The organism is Glutamicibacter sp. BS14 (genome assembly GCF_056934375.1).
On the sequence record NZ_CM167801.1, the window covers coordinates 3683453 to 3704419 of the forward strand.

The 20967-nt window shown below is 61.9% G+C and carries 16 protein-coding genes; 8 read left to right on the forward strand and 8 right to left on the reverse strand.

The annotated features are described in order from the left end of the window. Positions 1–9 precede the first annotated feature (9 nt). From AC1Z36_RS17305 to AC1Z36_RS17315, 3 genes are all read left to right on the forward strand, one after another. Positions 10–1749 (forward strand): acetyl/propionyl/methylcrotonyl-CoA carboxylase subunit alpha, encoded by a 1740-nt coding sequence (locus AC1Z36_RS17305; RefSeq protein WP_483561527.1) that lies wholly within the window; start codon positions 10–12, stop codon positions 1747–1749. A gap of 52 nt (positions 1750–1801) precedes the next feature. Then, complete coding sequence (locus AC1Z36_RS17310) at positions 1802–2476, forward strand: GntR family transcriptional regulator (RefSeq protein ID WP_365945765.1); 675 nt, start codon at positions 1802–1804, stop codon at positions 2474–2476. 395 nt (positions 2477–2871) lie between these two features. After that, the gene (locus AC1Z36_RS17315) at positions 2872–3867 is read left to right on the forward strand and encodes an adenosine deaminase (RefSeq protein WP_402696597.1); all 996 of its coding nucleotides are present in this window, start codon (positions 2872–2874) and stop codon (positions 3865–3867) included. Positions 3868–3983: 116 nt separating this feature from the next. Here AC1Z36_RS17315 and AC1Z36_RS17320 read toward each other — a convergent pair whose 3' ends face one another. The 5 genes from AC1Z36_RS17320 to AC1Z36_RS17340 all read right to left on the reverse strand — a co-directional run bounded on the left by AC1Z36_RS17320 (position 3984) and on the right by AC1Z36_RS17340 (position 11117). Next, on the reverse strand, positions 3984–4793 hold the full coding sequence (locus AC1Z36_RS17320) for a putative hydro-lyase (protein WP_402741923.1): 810 nt from the start codon (positions 4791–4793) through the stop codon (positions 3984–3986). 13 nt (positions 4794–4806) lie between these two features. Next, positions 4807–6024, reverse strand: a complete 1218-nt coding sequence (locus AC1Z36_RS17325; protein ID WP_105657371.1) for an NRAMP family divalent metal transporter — start codon at positions 6022–6024, stop codon at positions 4807–4809. A 295-nt stretch (positions 6025–6319) separates the two neighbouring features. Next, positions 6320–8215 (reverse strand): BCCT family transporter, encoded by a 1896-nt coding sequence (locus AC1Z36_RS17330; RefSeq protein WP_181148832.1) that lies wholly within the window; start codon positions 8213–8215, stop codon positions 6320–6322. Between the two features lie 357 nt (positions 8216–8572). Further along, positions 8573–10243 (reverse strand): bifunctional phosphoribosylaminoimidazolecarboxamide formyltransferase/IMP cyclohydrolase, encoded by a 1671-nt coding sequence (gene purH / locus AC1Z36_RS17335; protein WP_105661642.1) that lies wholly within the window; start codon positions 10241–10243, stop codon positions 8573–8575. 97 nt (positions 10244–10340) lie between these two features. After that, entirely contained in the window at positions 10341–11117 is a 777-nt protein-coding gene (locus tag AC1Z36_RS17340) for a hypothetical protein (protein ID WP_483561528.1), read from the reverse strand. A gap of 148 nt (positions 11118–11265) precedes the next feature. On the opposite strand from AC1Z36_RS17340, the gene AC1Z36_RS17345 reads away from it, so the two are divergent. Next, the gene (locus AC1Z36_RS17345) at positions 11266–12603 is read left to right on the forward strand and encodes an MFS transporter (RefSeq protein WP_483561529.1); all 1338 of its coding nucleotides are present in this window, start codon (positions 11266–11268) and stop codon (positions 12601–12603) included. A 49-nt stretch (positions 12604–12652) separates the two neighbouring features. On the opposite strand, the gene AC1Z36_RS17350 is transcribed toward AC1Z36_RS17345, so the two are convergent. After that, complete coding sequence (locus AC1Z36_RS17350) at positions 12653–13222, reverse strand: TetR/AcrR family transcriptional regulator (RefSeq protein WP_133833191.1); 570 nt, start codon at positions 13220–13222, stop codon at positions 12653–12655. Between the two features lie 207 nt (positions 13223–13429). Between AC1Z36_RS17350 and AC1Z36_RS17355 the strand changes: the two genes are divergently transcribed. Beyond that, entirely contained in the window at positions 13430–14098 is a 669-nt protein-coding gene (locus AC1Z36_RS17355) for a histidine phosphatase family protein (protein WP_402741920.1), read from the forward strand. Between the two features lie 108 nt (positions 14099–14206). Beyond that, a complete protein-coding gene (locus AC1Z36_RS17360; RefSeq protein ID WP_483561530.1) occupies positions 14207–17227 on the forward strand; it encodes an alpha-mannosidase in 3021 nt (1006 codons plus the stop codon). Positions 17228–17422: 195 nt separating this feature from the next. Here the strand turns inward: AC1Z36_RS17360 and AC1Z36_RS17365 are convergent, their stop codons facing one another. Together AC1Z36_RS17365 and purN are read right to left on the reverse strand one after the other, a co-directional pair. Then, positions 17423–18937, reverse strand: coding sequence for an SDR family oxidoreductase (locus tag AC1Z36_RS17365; protein WP_105657362.1), 1515 nt, complete (start codon positions 18935–18937; stop codon positions 17423–17425). Between the two features lie 32 nt (positions 18938–18969). After that, the gene (gene purN / locus AC1Z36_RS17370) at positions 18970–19539 is read right to left on the reverse strand and encodes a phosphoribosylglycinamide formyltransferase (protein ID WP_483561531.1); all 570 of its coding nucleotides are present in this window, start codon (positions 19537–19539) and stop codon (positions 18970–18972) included. A gap of 146 nt (positions 19540–19685) precedes the next feature. Here purN and AC1Z36_RS17375 point away from each other — a divergent pair, with 146 nt between their 5' ends. Beyond that, positions 19686–20216: a DinB family protein gene (locus AC1Z36_RS17375; protein WP_483561532.1), complete on the forward strand. Its 531-nt coding sequence runs from the start codon at positions 19686–19688 to the stop codon at positions 20214–20216. Positions 20217–20321: 105 nt separating this feature from the next. Beyond that, positions 20322–20960 (forward strand): hypothetical protein, encoded by a 639-nt coding sequence (locus AC1Z36_RS17380; protein ID WP_483561533.1) that lies wholly within the window; start codon positions 20322–20324, stop codon positions 20958–20960. The last annotated feature ends 7 nt before the right edge of the window (positions 20961–20967 follow it).

The following is a 20967-nucleotide window of genomic DNA, read 5'->3' on the forward strand; positions in this document are numbered from 1 at the left end:
GGAATTGCCATGAAAAAAGTTCTCATCGCCAACCGAGGCGAAATCGCGGTCCGCATTGCCCGGGCGGCCACCGACGCAAATATTTCGTCGGTAGCCATCTACTCGGACCCGGATGCCGACGCGCTGCACGTGCGCCGCGCAGATGAAGCGTACCCGCTGCACGGTTCCACCGGCACGGACACCTACCTGGATATCGACAAGATCATCGAGATTGCCAAGCGCTGCGGCGCCGATGCGGTGCACCCCGGCTACGGTTTCCTCTCGGAGAACGCGAACTTCGCCACCGCCGTCATCGAAGCCGGCATGAGCTGGATTGGTCCGCCTCCCGCGGCCATCGAAGCACTGGGCAACAAGGTCACGGCCCGGCAGATCGCGGTGCGCGCAGGTGCGCCGCTGGCCCCGGGCACCGACGGCCCGGCAGCGGACGCCGGCGAGGTGCGGGCCTTCGCTGAAGAGTACGGCGTGCCGGTCGCCATCAAGGCGGCCTTCGGCGGCGGTGGCCGCGGCATCAAGATCGCCTACTCGCTCGATGAGATCTCCGATGCTTTCGAGTCCGCCACCCGCGAAGCCACCGTGGCCTTTGGCCGTGGCGAATGCTTCGTGGAACGTTTCCTGGCCAAGCCGCGCCACGTCGAGGCCCAGGTGCTGGCCGATACCCACGGCAATGTGGTGGTCGTCGGCACCCGCGACTGCTCCTTGCAGCGCCGCCACCAGAAGCTGGTGGAAGAGGCGCCTGCCCCGTTCTTGACCGATGAGCAGCGGACCCGGATCCATCAGTCCGCGAAGGCGATCTGCAAGGAAGCCGGATATGTCGGGGCCGGGACCGTGGAATACCTGGTGGCGCAGGACGGTCTGATCTCCTTCTTGGAGGTCAATACCCGTTTGCAGGTGGAGCACCCGATCACCGAGGAGACTTCCGGCGTCGATCTGGTGGCCGAGCAGTTCCGCATTGCCGATGGCCTGCCGTTGTCCATTACCGAGGACCCGCAGCCCACCGGCCATGCCATCGAATTCCGCATCAACGCCGAGGACCCGGCTCGCGGCTTCCTGCCTGCGCCGGGCACCGTGGAGCGGTTCGAAGCGCCAACCGGCGCCGGCGTGCGCGTGGACTCGGGCGTGCGCAGCGGCTCGGTCATTCCGCCGTTCTACGACTCGATGATCGCCAAGCTGATTGTGCGCGGTGCCGACCGGAACCAGGCTTTGCGCCGTGCCCGCCTGGCGCTGGAAGAAATCAGCATTGCCGGTGTTCCCACGGTCCTGCCATTCCACCGCGCCGTCATCGAGCACGAAGCGTTCAACGGCGAATCCCTGGGCGTCTACACCACGTGGATCGAGGACGAGTTCCTCAACGAGGTGGAGGCCAGCGACGAGATGGATCTGGACCAGCGCGATACCAGCCGTGAAACCATCACCATCGAGCTCGATGGCAAGGCCGTCCAGCTGGGTCTTCCCGCTGCACTGACCAACGCGTTGCGCAATACCCCGGGAGCCGGCACCGCCGCCGCCACCCAGGATGATGCTGCCGGCCAGGTCGATGCCGCCGCGGTACGCAGCACCATGGACGGGAATCTCGTCCGCTTCGCTGCTGAAGATGGCAGTGCAGTCGCCGAAGGGCAGAGCATTGCCATCGTCGAGGCGATGAAGATGGAATCCACCATCACCGCGCACCGTGATGGCATCTTCCGTGCAGCGGACTTGAGCGCAGGGTCAGCCGTACGCCGCGGCGACACCTTGGGCACCATCGGCTAGCGTCCAGGCCATGGAATCCGTAGCCGCAGGCCAGTTGGGATAAATTGGAAGCATGAAAGCCACCAGCAGCACCTCGCATCCAGCCAAGGCCCCACACGCGCACAGCGGGCTCTGGGCTGCCAATGAGCTGCGCCGCCGCATTGCCGAAGGCGAGCTACTGCCCGGTGACAAGCTTTCCGAGCAGACCCTGGCTGAATCGTTGGGGCTCTCGCGCAATACCTTGCGCGAGAGCTTCACCTTGCTCAATAGCGAGCTGATCATCACCCGGATCCCCAACCGGGGTGTTTTCGTGGCTTCTCCGGATGCTGATGATGTGCGGGAAATCTATGCGGTGCGCCGTACCGTCGAGCCGGCATGCCTGGCGTGGGGCCAAGACATCGACCTGGATCGGTTGGGCAAGATCATCGAGGAGGCTCGCACAGGTCTGGCTGCCGGCGACGTGCCGCGGATGGCCAATGCCAATCAGGCCTTCCACAAGCAGCTGGTCGCCTCCTCCGACAGCGAACTGCTCCAGGAGCTGATGAGCCGCGTGCTGGCCCGCATGCGCCTGGTCTTCCACGCCATGAGCGACGCCCCGGATTTCCATTCGCACTACGTAGAGCGCAATGCGAATCTGCTGGCCATGCTCCGCGCCGGAAAGCGCTTGGAAGCCGCCCAGACCCTGCGCGGCTATCTCGACACCGCTGAAGCTGAATTGCTCAGCCACATCGCCCAACGCTCGGAGTAGGCATGGAGCAGGGCCTTGGCCCATGCCACTTGCGATTTCCATCTCATCCGCGCCGTGCATTCCTCACTGCTTTGCGGCAAATGCCAGCCTCCAGCGCTTGCCTCATCGGGTTGTGCACCCTTGTTTTCCAAGGATGCCCCCGACGCCAAATCCGGGTTTGCTCCGCGGAATTTTCACTGCGATCACCGGTTTTTCCGGATCCTTGATGCTATCGCCGCCGCCTGCCTGCCGGTGCGGACAGCCGCAAGCCCAGCGCCCTGCGGGTTTCCTCGACGCACGGACAAACCAAGCAAGCACATAGATAGCCAACGTATGGTTTAACGAAACCATTGCGCGCCACCGCCGTTTCATCACGGCCTAGGCCCACGTCCCCTGCTTGGAAGGTCGCACCACCCGTGAAATTGCCTGTAGCCGAATTGCACATCCACCTTGAGGGAACGCTGGAGCCAGAAATGATCATGGCGCTGGCGGCAAAAAACGGTGTTGAGCTGCCCTATGCCACCGTTGACCAGCTGCGTGCCAAGTACCAGTTCAGCAATCTGCAATCCTTCCTCGACCTGTTCTATGCGAATATGGCGGTCTTGCGCACTGCTGGAGACTTCCACGAAATCACCGTGGCCTACCTGCAGCGCGCCCATGACTCCGGCGTGCGCCATGTGGAATTGTTCTTCGATCCACAAGCTCACATCCAGCGCAGACTGGGCCTGGGCGAGGTCATCGCCGGCATCCGTTCCGGCCTGGCCGAGGGCGCAGAACGCTGGGGGATCTCCCACAAGCTCATCGCGTGCTTCTGGCGCCATGCCCCAGCGGAAGAAGCGATGGACTTGATGAAGGTGCTGGTCGCCGAGAAGCACGATATCGATGGCATCGGCCTGGATTCCTCGGAGGTGGGTTTCCCGCCCGAGCTGTTCCAGGAAGTCTTTGCCTATGCCCGCGCCCACGGCCTGCACGTCGTTGCCCATGCGGGCGAGGAAGGCCCTGCTGACTACATTTGGCAGGCGCTGGACTTGCTGGAGGTTGAGCGCGTGGACCACGGCATCCGTTGCCTGGACGACCCGACGCTGGTTCAGCGCTTGGTCGACGAGCAGATGCCTTTGACTGTCTGCCCGCTATCCAACATCCGCTTGCGTGCGGTGGACACCATGGCCGATCATCCGTTGCCGCAGATGCTCGAAAAGGGCTTGAAGGTTTCGGTGCATTCTGATGATCCTGCCTATTTCGGCGGATACATGGATGCCAATTTTGCCTCGCTCATGGCAAGCTTCAACTTCAGCACCGGGCAGTTGGCTACGCTGGCAAGGAATTCCTTTGAATCCGCATTCCTGGATGAAGAATCCAAGCAGGTACTGCTTGCCGAAGTCCAGGCCTGGGTTCAGCGGCAAAGCCTTTAGACATGGGAACGCGGCGGCCTCTTGGGGGAAGGCCACCGCGTTCGATCCAGTGCCAAAGGCCCTGGTGGGAACTTGGCGGCCCCCTTGGGGTGAGGCCGCCTCGTTCGGTCTATGGGCTAGGGAACCTGGTATTGGGAATCCCTGATATCCGTAATGAGCATGTGCCCCGGTGCGTGGCCGATGGCCAAGGCCGGGCGGGACTCCATCACGGCTGCCTGCGGCGTGACGCCGCAGGCCCAGAACACCGGAATCGTCCCTTCCGGGATCTGCACTGCATCTCCGAAGTCCGGTGACCCCAGATCTGCTATGCCCAGCTCTTGGGGGTTCCCGATATGCACCGGAGCCCCGTGCACAGCTGGATAGCGCGAGGTAATGCGTACCGCGTCGGCAACCTGAGAGGCTGGAATCGGACGCATGGAGACCACCATCGGACCGGACATCGCTCCGGCCGACTGCGAGCGGATATTGGTCTTGTACATTGGCACGTTCACGCCCTGGTCGATATGCGCGATGGAAATGCCGCTTTCCATCAGTGCGCTCTCGAAGGTGAACGAGCAACCGACAATGAAGGTCACCAGATCATCACGCCAGTACATGGACAGGTCGGTGGGCTCATCCACCTTGACCCCGTTTTCGTAAACCATGTACTTCGGCACGTCGGTACGGATGTCCCCGCCTGCCAGCAACTCGTTGCTGGTCTGCCCCGCCTCCAGGACACCGAGGATCGGGCAGGACTTGGGGTTGCGCTGGGCAAAGAGCAGCACATCGAAGGCCAGTTCCCGTGGAACGATGATCAGATTTGCCTGCGCATATCCAGCGCTGATCCCGGCGGTAGGCAGCACCTGCCCGGCACGGAACAATTCGCGAGCTTCGCTCGGGGCCATCGCCGCACGTTCGGAATGCCCGAGATTCTTCAAGTCCTTCATGGTTGCTTGGCTCCTAGCCGTTCCAGAGGGCTGCCAGACCCGAAATCGAGTTCCAGCCGAGGTACACGCTGAGCAGCCAGGTCAAGGCGCCGATGACCAGCAGGGCCTTGGGGTAGTTGTATCCGTTCATCAGGTCGCGGCGGCGCCATGCGACCCAGAGCAGTATTGCGAAGCCCACCGGAAGGATCAGACCGTTGAAGGCTCCGGCGAAGATCAGCAGGGTTGCCGGCGCCTTGCCCAGGAACAGGTAGATGATCCCGCAGACCACGATGAAAGCCACGGTGATCAGGTTGCGGGTGCGCTCCGGGGTGGTGCGCTTGGTGATGAAGGAAACCGAAGTGTAGGCGGCACCGATCACACTGGTCAGCGCAGCGGCCCAGAGGATGACGCCGAAGGCACGGATGCCGATGGGGCCCGCGGCGTGGCCGAAAGCTTCGGCAGCCTTGTTGTCGCTGGTCAGCGCTACGCCGCCAGCCACAACGCCGAGGATCGCCAGGAAGAGCAGTACGCGCATGACACCGGTGACGATGATTGCCAGCGTCGAGGTGCTGGAGATCGCCTTGACATGCTCCACGCCCGATGTGCCCGAATCGATCATGCGGTGGGCGCCGGCGTAGGTGATGTAGCCGCCAACGGTGCCGCCGATCAGGGTGGTGATGATCAAGAAATCGATCTTCTCGGGGAGTACCACGTTGCGGATCGCATCGCCCACCGGTGGGGCGGCGACAATTGCCACGTACAACATCAGCAGGATCATGACGGCTCCCAGCATCACCACAATGCGGTCCAATGCCATGCCGGCTTTCTTGGAAAGGAAGACCAGGATGGCGATGGCCGCGGAGATGGCGCCGCCAATTTTGGCGTCAACACCCAGCATGGCGTTCAGGCCCAGTCCAGTGCCGGCGATATTGCCGATGTTGAAGACCATGCCGCCGATGAATACCAGTGCGGCCAGTACCCAACCGATGCCAGGGACGACTTTGTTGCCCAGTTCCTGGGCACGCATTCCGGATACCCCGATCACGCGCCAGACGTTCAGTTGGACCGCGATGTCCACAAGGATGGAGACGACAATGGCGAAGGCGAAGGCCGCGCCGATTTGGACCGTGAATTCTGTGGTCTGGGTGATGAAGCCCGGTCCGATGGCGCTGGTGGCCATCAGGAACATGGCGCCTAGGAGCGCCGTGCGCCGCGCCTTGCTGCTTTGGGATGTTGACTCAGGAAGTGCCATGATGACGTTCCAATGCGATAGTGGTGACAGCTGTCACAGAATCAATGTAACGCACAAGACAATACAGGTTGTTGAACAACTATTGCAACGGGTTGTTCAACAATTTTCGAATTTTTGCGCTTTTAAATTACTGTGGCAGCTCACCCGCATGCCGGTTCAGCTGAAAACGCCAATATGAAGGTGATCAGGGCTCCGTGCGGCGATCAGGCAAATGGGGCCGCGCGGGCCTTCGATTACTCGGTGCCCTGCCCGGCCCCAAAGGTTTCTTGCCGCTGCATCCCAGGAAGCGCAGCGTTCAGGACTGCTTCGAATCGCCAAGCTCCTCGTGCTTGGCCTCGATTCCCTTAGGCGTCGCGGACTCATCGGTCAGTTCCTTTTTCACTTCCACGATATCCAGCACTCCGGTATCCGTGTACCACTCGGTTAGCGCCGGGTCATCGCTTTCGAAGTCCGCGCCCGCACCTTCCTCCTCGGGCACTGCGGCCACGCCGAAGACGAAGTCATCGCCATGCTCGTCGATGCCCCGGCGGACACCGCCGCGGATCGCCTCGACCGCATAGCGGTGGCGGATCATCAGCGGATCATTGCTCAGGTCCATGGCCCAGGAGATCATCACGCCGATCAGGATCACGGTGAACGGCAAGGCGCAGGTTACCATGATCGACTGCAAGCCAGACAGCGCGTTGCGTCCGCCGGCCAGCAGCAGGAACATGGCAATCAGGCCGAGGGCGACAGCCCACACAATGGTCACGGGCTTGGAGGGCTCGGGTCGACCGGACTGGGACATCGAGCCCATGACATTGGCTGCGGAATCCGCTGCCGTCACGAAGAACACCAGAATTGCCACCAAACAGACCACCCACATCACCGGGCTGAAGGGAAGATTCGAGAGCAGATCGAACATGACATTCTCACCTGAGTTCTTCACCTCCATGTCTTGCCCGGTCATCCGCATCCAGATGGCACTGCCACCGAAAACGACGAACCAGATGATGGAAATCGCGGCCGGCACAAAGACCACCACGGTCACGAATTGGCGCAGGGAGCGGCCCTTGGAAATCTTTGCAATGAACATGCCCACGAATGGCGACCACGAGATCCACCATGCCCAATACAGAGTCGTGTAGGCGGTCAAGTATTCCTTCTGCACCTCGCCCTGACTCGCGGCAACGGTAAGCATCTCAGGCAAGTTGCCGATCAGGGCAATCAGTGAGGTAGGAACCAAGTCCAGGATGAAGACCGTGGGTCCGGTGACCAGCACGAACAAGGCCATGGCTACGACGAGGGTCATATTCGCATTAGAAAGCAGGCGAATGCCCTTCTTGATGCCGGCTACGGCCGACAGCGTGAAGACCGCGGTCAGAATGCTGATCACGACGACAACATATCCGTTGCCCAGCTCCAGACCGGTAATGATGTTCGTTCCGGTACGAATCTGCAGCGCGCCGATGCCCAGCGAGGTTGCAGTGCCGAACAGGGTCACCAGCACCGCGAAGATGTCGATGATCTTGCCCAGGACCTTGTTATTTCCTCCGGGGAATACCGGTTCGAAGAGCGAGGAGATCAGAGGCAGGCGACCGCGACGGTAGGACGCATACGCCAAGGCTCCGCCCACCAACGCATAGATGCACCATGCGAAGCTGGCTTGATGCAAAATCGAGTCGGTCATGGCTGGAAGCACCGCTGCCGCGGATTCCGCTTCGGCAGTTGTCGAAGGCGGCGGCGTGATGAAGTGGCTCAACGGCTCAAGCGGGCCGTAGAAGATCAAGCCAATGCCCAACCCCGCAGCGAAGAGCATCGAAATCCAGGAAATTGTCGAGAACTCGGGAACGCTGTCATCGGCGCCGAGGCGGATCTTCCCCGTCGGACCATAGCCGACCACCAGCATGAAAATGACGATTCCAACCACGGTGAGATTGAAGAGCCAGCCGAAGTTTTCCACGACCCAGCTCTGCATGGTCGTTCCCACCAGGTTCAGATTGCTCGGCGCGAAAATGGCCCAGACCAAGACCGCGGTTGAAACCAGCAACGCCACAACGAAGACGCTGCGGCGCGTCGAAAACTTGATTCCGGTGTCCTCAACGCTGATCCCCGGAATCAAACCTGGGTGGATCCCAAATGCTGGTTCCTTCGCGACACCGCGCAATGCGTTCTTAACCTTGTTGGCCTTCTTCCCCGAACTTTCTTGCATATCTGGAGAAGCCGAAGAAACTTCTCCAGACCTGTCTGCTGAACTTCTTGGACGTGACTTATCAGTATCCATAACTTCACATAATATTGCGTCGGACCCGATTAATTCCATTCCACCTGCTCGACCCCCGAAGAGAACCCTACCCATTAGGCTGTTCAGAAACTGGCATTCTCCCTAGGCAATCAGATGGATTAGTCGATTTGCCGGTTTGTACCGAGGACGGGAGCAGAGCCCGCATACGGCGGCCGTCATAGTAAGTTTGGTGCCTATCTGCTGGCAGCTTGCCAGCAAGCGAAGAAGGCTGCTGCTAAGACATTTGGATGTCTTGGCAGCAGCCTTCCTCACGACGCGGCTCGACTAGTGGAAGAAGTGGCGTGCACCGGTGAAGTACATCGTGATGCCTGCTTCATTCGCTGCCGCGATGACTTCCTCATCGCGTACCGAGCCGCCCGGCTGCACAACAGCCTTGACGCCGGCATCGATCAGGATCTGCAGGCCATCGGCGAACGGGAAGAACGCATCCGAGGCAGCAACCGCGCCCTGCGCGCGCTGCTCGGAAGCAGCCGCGTCAGCGTTCTCTGCACCACCGGCGGCATCCGCGCCGGACTCGACCTTCACGCCCAGGGTGTTGGCGCGCTCCACGGCCAGCTTGCAGGAATCGATGCGGTTGACCTGGCCCATGCCAATGCCCACTGCAGCGCCGTCCTTGGCCAGCAGAATCGCGTTGGACTTGGCAGCGCGCACGGCGCTCCAAGCGAATTCCAGATCTGCCAAGGTAGCAGCGTCAGCAGCTTCGCCGGCAGCAAGGGTCCAGTTCCCCGGGTTGTCGCCCTCGGCGTCGATCTTGTCGCCGGCCTGGACCAGCATGCCACCGCTTACCTGGCGGAACTCGTTCTTGTTGCGGCCATAGCCTTCTGGCAGGGCCAGCAGGCGGATGTTCTTCTTGGCGGAGAGGATCTGCACCGCTTCGGCCTCGAAGTCCGGGGCAATAACTACCTCGGTGAAGATGCCCTTGACGGTTTCTGCCATTTCCTTGGTGACCGTGCGGTTCGCGGCGATGACGCCGCCGAATGCGGACACCGGGTCGGTAGCGTGGGCCTTGCGGTGCGCATCAGCGATTGGATCTGCCGCGTCATCCGAAGCGACGGCCACACCGCAAGGGTTGGCGTGCTTGACCACAGCCACAGCCGGCTTCTCGAAGTCGTATGCGGCACGCAGTGCAGCATCTGCATCCACGTAGTTGTTGTAGCTCATTGGCTTGCCGTGCAGCTGATCAGCCTGGGCGATGCCGGCTGGAGCGGCTTCGTCAACGTAGAGCGCTGCCTGCTGGTGCGGGTTTTCGCCGTAGCGCAGCACATCGGCACGCTGCAGGGCCACGCCTGCGTAGGCTGGCCAGTCGATGACGCCGTCGCCGTCCTCATCCAGGAACTGGCTTGCGGTCCACGAAGCTACCGCGGTGTCGTAGGCTGCGGTGTGAGCGTAGGCCTTGGCGGCCAGGCGCTGGCGGGTCTTCAGATCGAAGCCGCCCTCGGCTGCTGCTGAGATGACCTGCGGGTAGAAAACTGGATCAACCACGATGGAAACGGCGGCGTGGTTCTTCGCTGCCGAGCGGACCATGGCTGGGCCCCCGATATCGATCTGCTCGACAACTTCATCCTGCGAGGCACCCGAGGCGACGGTCTGCACGAAGGGGTACAAGTTCACCACCACCAGGTCGATCTGCTCGATATCCATCGAGGAGAGGGTGTCCATGTGCTCGGTGACGCGGCGGTCCGCAAGGATGCCGCCGTGGATGCGCGGGTGCAGGGTCTTGACGCGGCCATCGAGCATTTCAGGGGAACCGGTCACCTGCTCGACCTCGGTCACGGGAATTCCAGCGGCAGCGATCTTCTTGGCCGTGGAGCCGGTGGATACCAGCTGCACGCCTGCGGCGTGCAATCCAGCGGCCAGCTCCTCCAAGCCGGTCTTGTCATAGACGGAAATCAGTGCGCGACGGATAGCGACTTTGTCCAGCACGGTCTTACTCACGAAATTTTTCTCCCGGCGGTGAGAATGAATGGGGCGGGCAGCGCAGAGGCCACCGCCTTCATTCTAACCAAGGAAGGCACCGGAATTTCAGTTCGTGTCAAGCCCCTTCCGGCAATGAGGAAAGGTGCGGGAAATATGAAGAAAGCTGCTTGTCAGTCAGGCAAAGCTGCAGAAGTTTCTCTGCATGTTCTTCATCTGCGACATAGGCCACGAGATCCGCCTTGGTCCGTTCGCCCAACTCTTCGCGCAACGACCGGGCTACCGCAACCAGCGTGTGATAGTAGCGCTTGATAGTAGGTTCCCAGCCATCACGCGCTGCCAGTCCGGTCATCGCCTCGGACCATAGCGTGGCCGCGGGATCTTCGCATAAATCAATGGATGACCAGTGCCAATCGCTGGGTTCCCACTTATCCGAGTAGAAGCTCTCCTCGTCGCTGTCTTCCAGATCCGCTTCCAAGGAGGCCAAGACGTCGTCGAGATCTTCCCCGTCGGAATCCTCGTCATCCGGCTGGTCTTCGTCTTCATCATCGGAATCCGTGATCAGCAGCGAATCGTCTTCCAATGTGACGGTTTCAGGTTCAAGGCTTCCATCGCCTTCGGCATCGGGACGGTCCTCGTAATCGGCAGGCTCATCGGCGTCTTCACCGCGTTCCACCAATTGCTCGCGAGACTCCGTGAGGCGATCTCGTTCCAGGGCCTGCACCGAGTTCAAGGCCAGCAACGGCATGGCGATGCTTTCGCTTTCCTCGGTGCTGACTCCATGCAAGGCAATGGCATAGAAGTCCTGGTCGGGGTGTCCAGCTATCACTTCCGCTGCGTGTCGAAGGGCAGTCACCCGTATAGCCTCTTCGAGAGCGGTCCAATCTACTCCCATGTCCAGAGATTACCCCCTTGCCGGCGCAGACAACAGGCCTTGACGTGGCGGGAGAAGAAGCGTAGAGAGCTACACCTGGAACCTGGTTTTCGGCTATGCTTCACGCGGTACAAACCATTTCTGCTCGCACACCGAAAGGTGCACCACTGTGTCTTCCGCACCCCTGCCTTCTGGCACATCGATCGTGCAAGAGCTGCCGTTCAAATGGAAGGTGCAGGGCACCATTTTCATTATCGGCGGACTCGGCTTCATGTTCGATGCCTGGGACGTGACCCTCAACGGCGCGTTGATTCCATTGGTCGCCGAAGAGTGGGGGCTTGACCGTCCCACCGCGGCCTTGCTGGGCACTTCCAATCTGGTGGGCATGGCCGTGGGCGCCTTCCTCTGGGGCGGGATCGCCGACCGCTATGGACGCAAGAACGCCTTCAGCCTGACGCTTCTGATGTTCTCGCTATTCACCATCCTCGGCGCGCTGTCCCCGAATTTCGGCTTCTTCGTCGCCTTCCGCTTCCTGGCCGGCGTCGGCCTGGGAGGCTGCATCCCTGTGGACTATGCGCTCGTCGGCGAGTTCACCCCTGCCAAGCTGCGCGGACGCGTGCTCACCGCCATGGATGGCTGGTGGCCGGTGGGCGCGGCACTGTCCTTCTTCGTTTCGGGGTGGGTGATGGCCACCGCCGATAATTGGCGGCTGATCCTGGCGGTCATGATCCTGCCCGCGTTCATGGTGTACCTGGTACGGCGCTCCATGCCCGAATCCCCGCTGTTCTTGGCAGCCAAGGGCCGCGACGCCGAGGCCCGTGCGGTCATCGACCAGCTCGTGGAACGCACCGGGGCCACTGAGCGCGAGTACGTAATTGCACCTGTGGAATTGGAAAAGGCTCCGCGCTGGTGGGAGCAGGTCGCTTCGCTGTGGCGGTACTCCTGGAAGATCACCGCCACTAGCTGGCTGCTGTTCATGACCATTTTGCTGGTCTACTACCTGGCATTGACCTGGTTGCCATCGATTCTGACCGAGGCCGGAATGGCCCAGTCAGCGTCGTTCTTCGCTACCGCGGTGATGGCCCTGATGGGGCTGGTGGGCGTTGTTCTGGCAGCATTGCTGGTGGAGCGGGTTGGCCGTAAATGGCTGCTGGCGATCTCCGCGCCAATCTCAGGCATCGTGCTTGTGATCGTAGCCCAGAACCTGCATATCCCAGCGACCGCGATTGCCTGGGTGCTGGTCTTCGGCGTAGTGGTCCAGGTCGCTATTCCGGTGCTGTATGCCTACGTTTCCGAGCTGTACCCCACCGAATTGCGCGCCAGCGGTTTTGGCTGGGCCTCGACCATGTCCCGCTTTGCCGCCGGCTTCGGTCCCCTGCTTTTCGCGGCGCTGTGGCCAGTGGTCGGGCTGGGCTGGCTGTTTGCCGGCGCGACTGCGCTGGTGCTGGTAGCCGTCGTCTTCATGGCGCGATTCGCTCCAGAAACCCGCGGCATGAGTTTGGATTAAGGATCATCGGCCAGCGGCGAATGCCAGCACCTTCTGGTGCTGGCATTTGCTAGTCCTGCGTAGTTTGCGGGCGCAAGCCATCGCGCATGATCTGCACGATGCGGTCCTCCAAACCAGGCTGGCTCTTGCTGAAGGCCCGCGGCAGTGGACGGGTCATGGCCCCGATGGTGGCAATCAGTTCTATCTCCGTTACGTCTTTGCGGACCAAATTCGCGTTCTTGGCCAAGTCCAAGGCGGAGTGCAGGGACTGGCCGGCCTCTGCCTGGACCTCCAGAATGCGGGGGCTGATCTTCCGTGGCAATTGCAGCCCGAGCGCTTCGCTCAGTGCCCCGAGATTCTGCTGGACCAGCGTGCCAAGCAGAACTTCCCAAGCGTCCGTGTCACCGTCTTCAAGCCGCTGAACCGCTGATTGGGAAGCGATTCGGATATCCCCAAGCGTGCCGAGGGTGACTTCTTCAACCAGCGCATTCCGGTCAGCGAAGTTTCGATACAGTGTGCCGATGCCCACTCCGCTGGCCTCTGCAATAGTTTCCATCGCAATCTGGGCGCCGTGTTCTGCAAATAATTCACGAGCTGCTCGAAGGATGTTCTCACGTCGCCGAAGAGCATCTGAACGCATGAGTGGAATCCGATCTGAAGGAAATTCTGGCGCACGACTTGCCACCTGACGATTTCACGATAGCGGACAGGCAGTGCTCTGACGAAGCGGAAATCAACTTTCCAGAACGAAAAGTTTGCTCCCCGCGCCCGCGCCCAGCCATTCCGCATTTCCAGAAACCGTGCTATCCCTAGGATCTAGAACCTCAAGGCCAAGGAATCCTCGGATATGCGTTTTCAGCTCATCAGGCACGGACAAACCCCATCGAATGTTGCCGGGCAGCTTGATACCGCTTACCCGGGTGCCAGCCTCACTCCGCTGGGGCATCGCCAGGCTCGTGCCCTGCCGCAGGCATTCAGTGGCGGGCAGTTGCAGTCCATCTATGCCTCGACGCTGAACCGCACGCAGCTGACGGCCCGGCCATTGAGCGAATCCACCGGACAGAAGCTGCAGGTCATTGACGGCCTCGAGGAGATTTCAGCAGGCACCTTGGAGATGCAGGCCGACGAGGCCTCACGCTATGCCTACGGCATGTGCCTGCATTCGTGGATGCATGGCGACTGGGAGCAGAAGATGCCCGGCGGGCCGAACGGCTACGACTTCATTGAAAGATATTCCAAGGCCCTGGAAACCATCGCCCGGGCACAGGACTACTCCGGCACGGTCGCGGTATTCAGCCATGGTGCCGCCATTCGCGTCTTCAGCGCATGGGCTACGAAGATGGCGCCTGCCGATGCCGCAGAGCTGCATATCGAGAATACCGGTGGCTCCTTGCTGGAATTGGGCATCGGCGGAACGTGGGCCTTGGAACGGTGGAATCCAGAACCGCTCGGTGGCGACTTCGTTCGCGATGTTCTCACCGAGGACGTGACGGGTGGCGAGGACGGCATCCCCTGAGCACCCCGCTCCACCGGGGATCGCGAGTTGCACCAACTCAGCATCTATTTTTTCGGTAGTCTGGCAGGGGAGCTCATTTTCCGCTGAGCGCACAAACGGAAGGCCCTCATGCACGACGACATTTCCCTGACCACCGGACGCGTCCGCCGCGTTCTGACCGAACGTATCCTTCCAGCGATATATTCGGAAACCATGCCATTGACCCTCTCCTGGCACGAATTGCCAGGAGAGCCGATAGCTCCTGCGCAGGGCCTTGCACTGGACTACCAGCCCACAGAGGTTGGTACCCCGTGGGGCGCGGCCTGGGGCACCACATGGTTCCATTTGCAGGGCCAGGTTCCGGCGCATTGGGCCGGACGCCGGGTGGAAGCCGTGATTGATCTGGGATTTGACGTCAACATGACCGGCTTCCAGTGCGAGGGCCTGGTTTACCGGCCCGATGGCATCACCATCAAGGCGATCAACCCGCGCAACCAGTGGGTGCCCATTACCGGTCAGGCCGAAGGCAATGAGGTCATCGACTTGTACCTGGAAGCGGCATCCAACCCGGTGCTGCTGGACTACCACCCGTTCCTCCCCACCGAGCAGGGCGATATCCTTACCTCGTCTTCGCGCCGGCTGTACACCACCCGCCGCATGGACCTGGCGGTCTTTGAATCCGTAGTACACGAGTTGTCGCTGGATCTGGAGGTGCTGCTGGATCTGCAAGAGCAGCTGCCGGCGGGCCCGCGCAAGATGCAGGTGCTGCAGGCCATGGACAACGCGTTGGACGTGCTCGACCTGCAGCGGATTACCGAGACCGCGCAGGCCGCCCGCAAGGAGCTGGCAGCGGTCCTGGCCGCCCCAGCCGAGCACAGTGCGCACCAGATTTCCGCGATCGGCCACTCGCATATCGACTCGGCCTGGCTGTGGCCGCTGCGCGAAACCATCCGCAAGGTCTCCCGCACCTGCTCCTCGATGGTGGAGCTGCTGGGCGACGAGGAAGAATTCCTCTACGGCATGTCCAGCGCCCAGCAGTACAAGTGGCTCAAGACCCATCGCCCCGAGGTCTGGGATCGGGTGAAGAAGGCCATTGCCGACGGGCGCTTCCTGCCGCTGGGCGGCATGTGGGTCGAGTCCGATACCGTGATGCCCTCGGGTGAATCGCTGGTCCGCCAGTTCCTCTACGGCCAGATATTCTTCCGCGACGAATTCGGCATCGCTTCAAAGGGCGTATGGCTGCCCGATTCCTTCGGGTACTCCCCTGCCCTGCCCCAGCTGATGCGCCGGGCCGGCTTCGAATGGTTCTTCACCCAGAAGATCTCCTGGAACCAGCAGAACAAATTCCCGCACCACACCTTCGATTGGGAAGGCATCGACGGCTCGCGCGTGTTCAGCCACTTCCCGTCGATGGACACCTACAACTCGCAGCTCTCCGGGGAGGAAGTCGCCAAGGCCTCGCGCCAGTTCCGCGAAGCGCGGCTTGCCAACAACTCCATCGCACCGGTCGGCTGGGGCGATGGCGGCGGCGGCACCACCCGGGAAATGACCGGCAAAGCCAAGCGCCTGGCCAATCTGGAAGGCAGTGCGAAAGTCCGGTGGGAACACCCGAACGACTTCTTCGACCGGGCCAAGGCCGAGCTGCCCAACCCTCCGGTATGGGTGGGAGAGCTCTACCTGGAGCTGCACCGCGCCACGCTGACCAGCCAGCACCAGACCAAGTCGGGCAACCGCCGCACCGAGCAGCTGCTGGTCGAGGCCGAACTGTGGGCAGCTACCGCAGCCATCCGCACCGGGGCCGAATACCCGTACGAGCAGCTCGACGAACTGTGGGAAACCGTGCTGCTCCACCAGTTCCATGACATCCTGCCCGGCACCTCCATCGCCTGGGTGCACCGCGAAGTGGTGGCACGCTACGCCCAGGTCATCGAGCAGGCCGAAGCGCTGATCCGCGCCGCCCAGCAGCAGCTGGCTGGCGAAGGGTCCACCCCTATTGCATTCAACGGTGCGGCGTTCACGCGCAATAACCTGGCCTTCGGCCAGGCCAGGGAAGTGGAAACCGTTCCTGTTTCCGCGGTCCGGGCAACCGCAGCCGATGGCGGCTACATCCTGGATAACTCGGTCATCCGGGTGGCGGTCAATGCCCAGGGCCTGATTGCCTCCGCGGTGGATCTGGCTACCGGCCGTGAAACTATTGCCGAGGGCCAGAAAGCGAACCTGCTGCAATTGCACCAGGACTTCCCGAACATGTGGGATGCCTGGGACGTGGACAAGTACTACCGCAACCAGGTCACCGACCTGCGCGAGCTCGATAGCCTGGAGCTGTCATCGCGCGAGGACGGCAGCCAGGTCATCACGATTGCCCGCAGCTTCTCCAAATCCACGCTGGTCCAGGAACTATCGCTGGCGCCAGGCTCGCGGACCGTGCAGATCTCGCAGAGTACCGATTGGCATGAGGCAGAGAAATTCCTCAAGGTCGCCTTCCCGCTGGATATCCGTGCCGAGCATGCAATTGCCGAAACCCAGTTCGGCTACCACAAGCGCGTTACCCACGTGAATACCAGCTGGGAAGCGGCGAAGTTCGAAACTTCCATGCACCGCTTCGTGCTGGCCGAGGAACCCGGCTTCGGCGCGGCACTGGTCAATGATTCCATCTACGGATTCGATGTCACCCGCGATGCCAAGGACGCGGCCGTCACGACAACCATGCGCCTGTCATTGCTGCGAGCCCCGCGCTTCCCGGATCCTGAAACCGACCAAGGCCTGCAGGCCCACCGCTACGGTTTGGTCATCGGCGCGGACGTGGCCATGGCAACAGAAGCCGGCGCCTTGCTCAACAGCGCAGAGCGAGTCGTCCATGGCGCCCACGGCGTGGACCCGCTGGTATCGGTCACCGGCGAAGGCCTGGTGATTTCCAGCGTGAAGCTGGCTGCGGACCACTCCGGCGATTTGGTGGTGCGGGTCTATGAATCCCTGGGGCGCCGTGCCAGCGGCAGCCTGTTGGTCAACGCGCAGGCCTTGTCTGCAGCCACCGCGAGCCTGCTGGAAGATGAGCTGGCGGGGCAGGCCATCGAGCTTTCCGATGGTGCTGTGCCGCTGAAGCTGGGCGCTTTCGAAGTGCGCACCCTGCGCTTCGCCCTGGCCAGGTAACCGCGGGTTCCGGGGCTGGCCCTTCGCACGCCATGGCGTGCGAAGGGCCAGCCCCGCTGCAATCCACGGTCCTGGCTTGCGGGAATCACTGGATCATTGTCCCGTCCGGAGCAACCGCATAACCGACCCCGCCTACGCCCTGGCCGTTGGTATCACCGGGCTTGGCGTCCTAGCCGGGGAGGATTCCGCCGACCCCTACCAGGGCGATGGCTCATAGTCCTTGAGGAAGCAGCCATACAGGTCAATGCCGCGTTCCCCGTCAACGATCGGCTGGTACACCCGGGCTGCGCCATCAATCAGGTCCAAGGGGGCGTGCCACCCGTCGGCAACTTTCCGGACCTTCGCATCATGCGGGCGCTCATCGGTGATCCACCCGGTGTCCACCGCGCTCATGAGGATCCGGTCGGTCTTCAGCATCTCTTCCGCGCTGGTGCGGGTGAGCATGTTCAGCGAGGCCTTGGCCATATTGGTGTGCGGGTGCCCGGCCCCCTTGTAGCGGCGGGAGAACTGGCCTTCCATCGCCGAGACGTTCACGATGTACTTGCGCCGGGCCCCGCTGGCGGCCAAGGCCGGGCGCAGCCGCGAAGCGAGCAGGAACGGGGCGGTGACATTGCACAACTGCACTTCGAGCATTTCCAGGGCATCAACATCACCCAGGATCTGCGTCCAGGAATTCTCCGTCACCACGTCCGGGATCAAGCCCCCGGCATCGATTGCGGTTCCCGCTGCGATTCGTTCCAGCGATGCGGAGCCGGCCCGCATGGCCAGATCGGCCAGCTGCTGCGCATCGTAGCTTTCCGATGCCGCCGGGGCCAGCAGGGCTGATTCTTCCAGGCGGAAGGCACTGGCCAGGGCCTTGGGATGCTCGGAGGGCGGGTTCGCTTCGCCCCACAGCTCCGGTCCCCCGTTGCCAGGCAGCAACTGCGCGGCCAGGGGCTGCTGCTCGGATTCGACCAGATGCTGGTAGGAGTTGGCCGTGCGCCGCACGGTCTGCGCGGCGTTGTTGATCAGGATATCGAGCGGACCTTCGGCAGCCACGCGGTCAGCCAGGGAGATGACCTGTGCCGGGTCGCGCAAGTCGATGCCGGCAATGCGCAGCCGGTGCATCCATTCGGCACTGTCCTCCAGTGCCGCGAAGCGCCGTGCGGCGTCCTTGGGAAAACGCGTGGTGATGGTGGTGTGGGCTCCATCGCGCAGCAGCCGCAGCGCGATGTGCATGCCGATTTTGGCTCGCCCGCCGGTCAGCAAGGCGCGCTTGCCGCTCAGGTCCGCGCGCGCGTCCCTGCGTTCGCGTCCCTGTGCGGCGCAGTCAGGGCAGAGATAATGGTGGAAGGCATCCACGGTGGTGTAGCGCTGCTTGCAGATGTAGCAGCCACGCGGCTTGCGGAATTCCCCGGCGCTTGCGCTTCCGGTTGAACTGCTCAGGTCCAGGCCGAGGGTTTCGTCATCCAGCCGTTGCGGCGAGCCGGTGGCGGTGCGCTCGATCACGGCCCTGTCCGCGGCACTGATCTCGGCACGCTTTTGGGACTTGCGGTAGCGCTTGGCCGCCTTGAACATGTTGCTGGTGGCCCTGCGCACGGCAATGTGCCGTTCATCCTCGGGATCCAGCTGGTGCACCACCGACAGGACCTTCAAAGCGGCGGATAGTTCTGCTTCGGTAAACAGTTCGGTTTCTGGTGCCTGCAAGGGCAGCGGCGTAGGTTCAGTCATCTCCCCACCAATTTTACGCGGTGGGCAGCGCCCTATTTTCCCTTGGCGAGATCGGCGAGCGTGGCAATGAGCAGGCGGCGCTCGACGAGCTTGATGCGCTCATGCAGCGATTCCTCGGTGTCGTGCTCTTCAATCGGCACGGCTTCCTGGCGCAGGATCGGACCGGTATCAACCCCGGCATCGGCAATGTGCACGGTGCAGCCGGTGACCTTCACGCCGTAGGCCAGCGCATCGCGCACGCCGTGGGCGCCGGGGAAGGACGGCAGCAGCGCAGGGTGGGTGTTGATGTAGGTGCCGTCGAAGGCGTTGATGAATTCCTCGCCGACGATGCGCATGAAACCGGAGGAGACAACATAGTCCGGGGCGTAGGACAAGCACTTTCCGGTGAGCGCATGGTTCCATTCGCCGCGATCCGCGTAGTCCTTGAAGTTCACGACGAACGTTTCGATTCCGGCTTCAGCCGAACGCTGCACGCCGTAGGTGCCGTGCTTATCCGCTCCCACGGCCATAATCTCGACATTGTCCAGCTGGCCGTCGGCCACTGCGTCGATGACTGCCTGGAGATTAGAACCGGTACCTGAAACCAAAACCACAATGCGCATGAATTCAATTCTACGGTTCGCCGGGTCCGACGCTTCATCCCGGACGCAATGTTGCATGGCGTTTCGATCCGCAGGCCTTTTCCCGGCACCGTTGCCGCGCCGGCCCTAGACTGGCCGTAAGAGCGCCATTCGAAGTGGAGAAGTTGATGAGCCAGATAGTTCCCGACGGCAAGGACTGGACCGTTGTCCTGGACGCGGTGTGCGCGCAGTGCGCCGTCGATGTGCGCGGCATCTCGCCCGGCGATGCCATGACCCAGCTTCCGGTGTGCGTGGACCGCTACATCGAAGTGCTCGCGCGCCCCGATGCGCAGACCCGCACGAACCCTACCCGCTGGAGCGACCAGGAGTACGTGGCCCACGTCGCCGAAATGCTGCAGGTGATGACCGGGCGCCTGGTCCTGATGCTTGAGCACGATGACCCGACGTTCCCCAACTGGGACCAGGACCGGGCCGCCGACGAGGGAAACTACAATTCGCTGCCTGCAGGGCAGGTCGCCGAGCTGTTGCGCGAAAGCGCCGCCCGCTACGCCGCGAAGCTGTCGAGCATCGACCCGGCGCAGTATTCCCGCCGCGGCCTGCGCTCGAACGGTGCCGCGTTTACCATTGAAACGCTGAATCAGTATGCCTGGCATGACGTCATGCATCATCTGTGGGATCTGGCTCCGCAGACCAGCTAGGCGCGCCCGACACAAACGAAGGGGCCAAATGGCAGGTGCACTGCCCTTTGGCTAGACTTCTTGGCGTACGCGCGAAAACAGTTCTACATAAGGAGCCAGGCAGTCATGCCCAAGCCATATTTCGGGAAAATTTCTGCACTGGCTTTCACCGGGCTGCTGTCCTTGACCGCGTGTTCTGCCGGGATTCCGGAGACCGGTGAATCCGCTGCTCCAGTCCCATCGGCTGAAGAATACATGCCGCTTCTGGTGCAAACGCAGGATGATGAAGACAAGCTTCCTGAAGGCTTTGAGGATACCGAGTCCTACGACGCGGAAACCCGCCACCTGCTGGCCACCTCGGACTTCGGCAGGCACTACGTCGCCGTAGGCAACGAAGGCCAGCTGTGCATGATCGCCGTTCCCAAGCCCGTGGAAGAAGATGGCGATTACGAGATCGCCGGGACCACCTGCCCGACGATGGATTATGTGGTCCAGAACGGTATTCCGCTCAAGGTCGATGGCGGTGAAAACAGCTTCAAGACCGTCACCTACCTGATGCCGGCTGGCATCAGCGACGTGACGGTGGAGAACTCCATCTCCGAGCTTCGCGCCGAGCATCCCGAACTTGAAGCCGAGGATATCCAGGTAGTTGCCGAGAATGATTCGGTGCTGCTGGTGATGGAGGAGTCGACTGCCAGTGCGCTGGGGACGATCACCATCAACCGCCCCGATGGCGATCCGCTGGTCCTGGCCAGCCTGACCTAGGCCAACA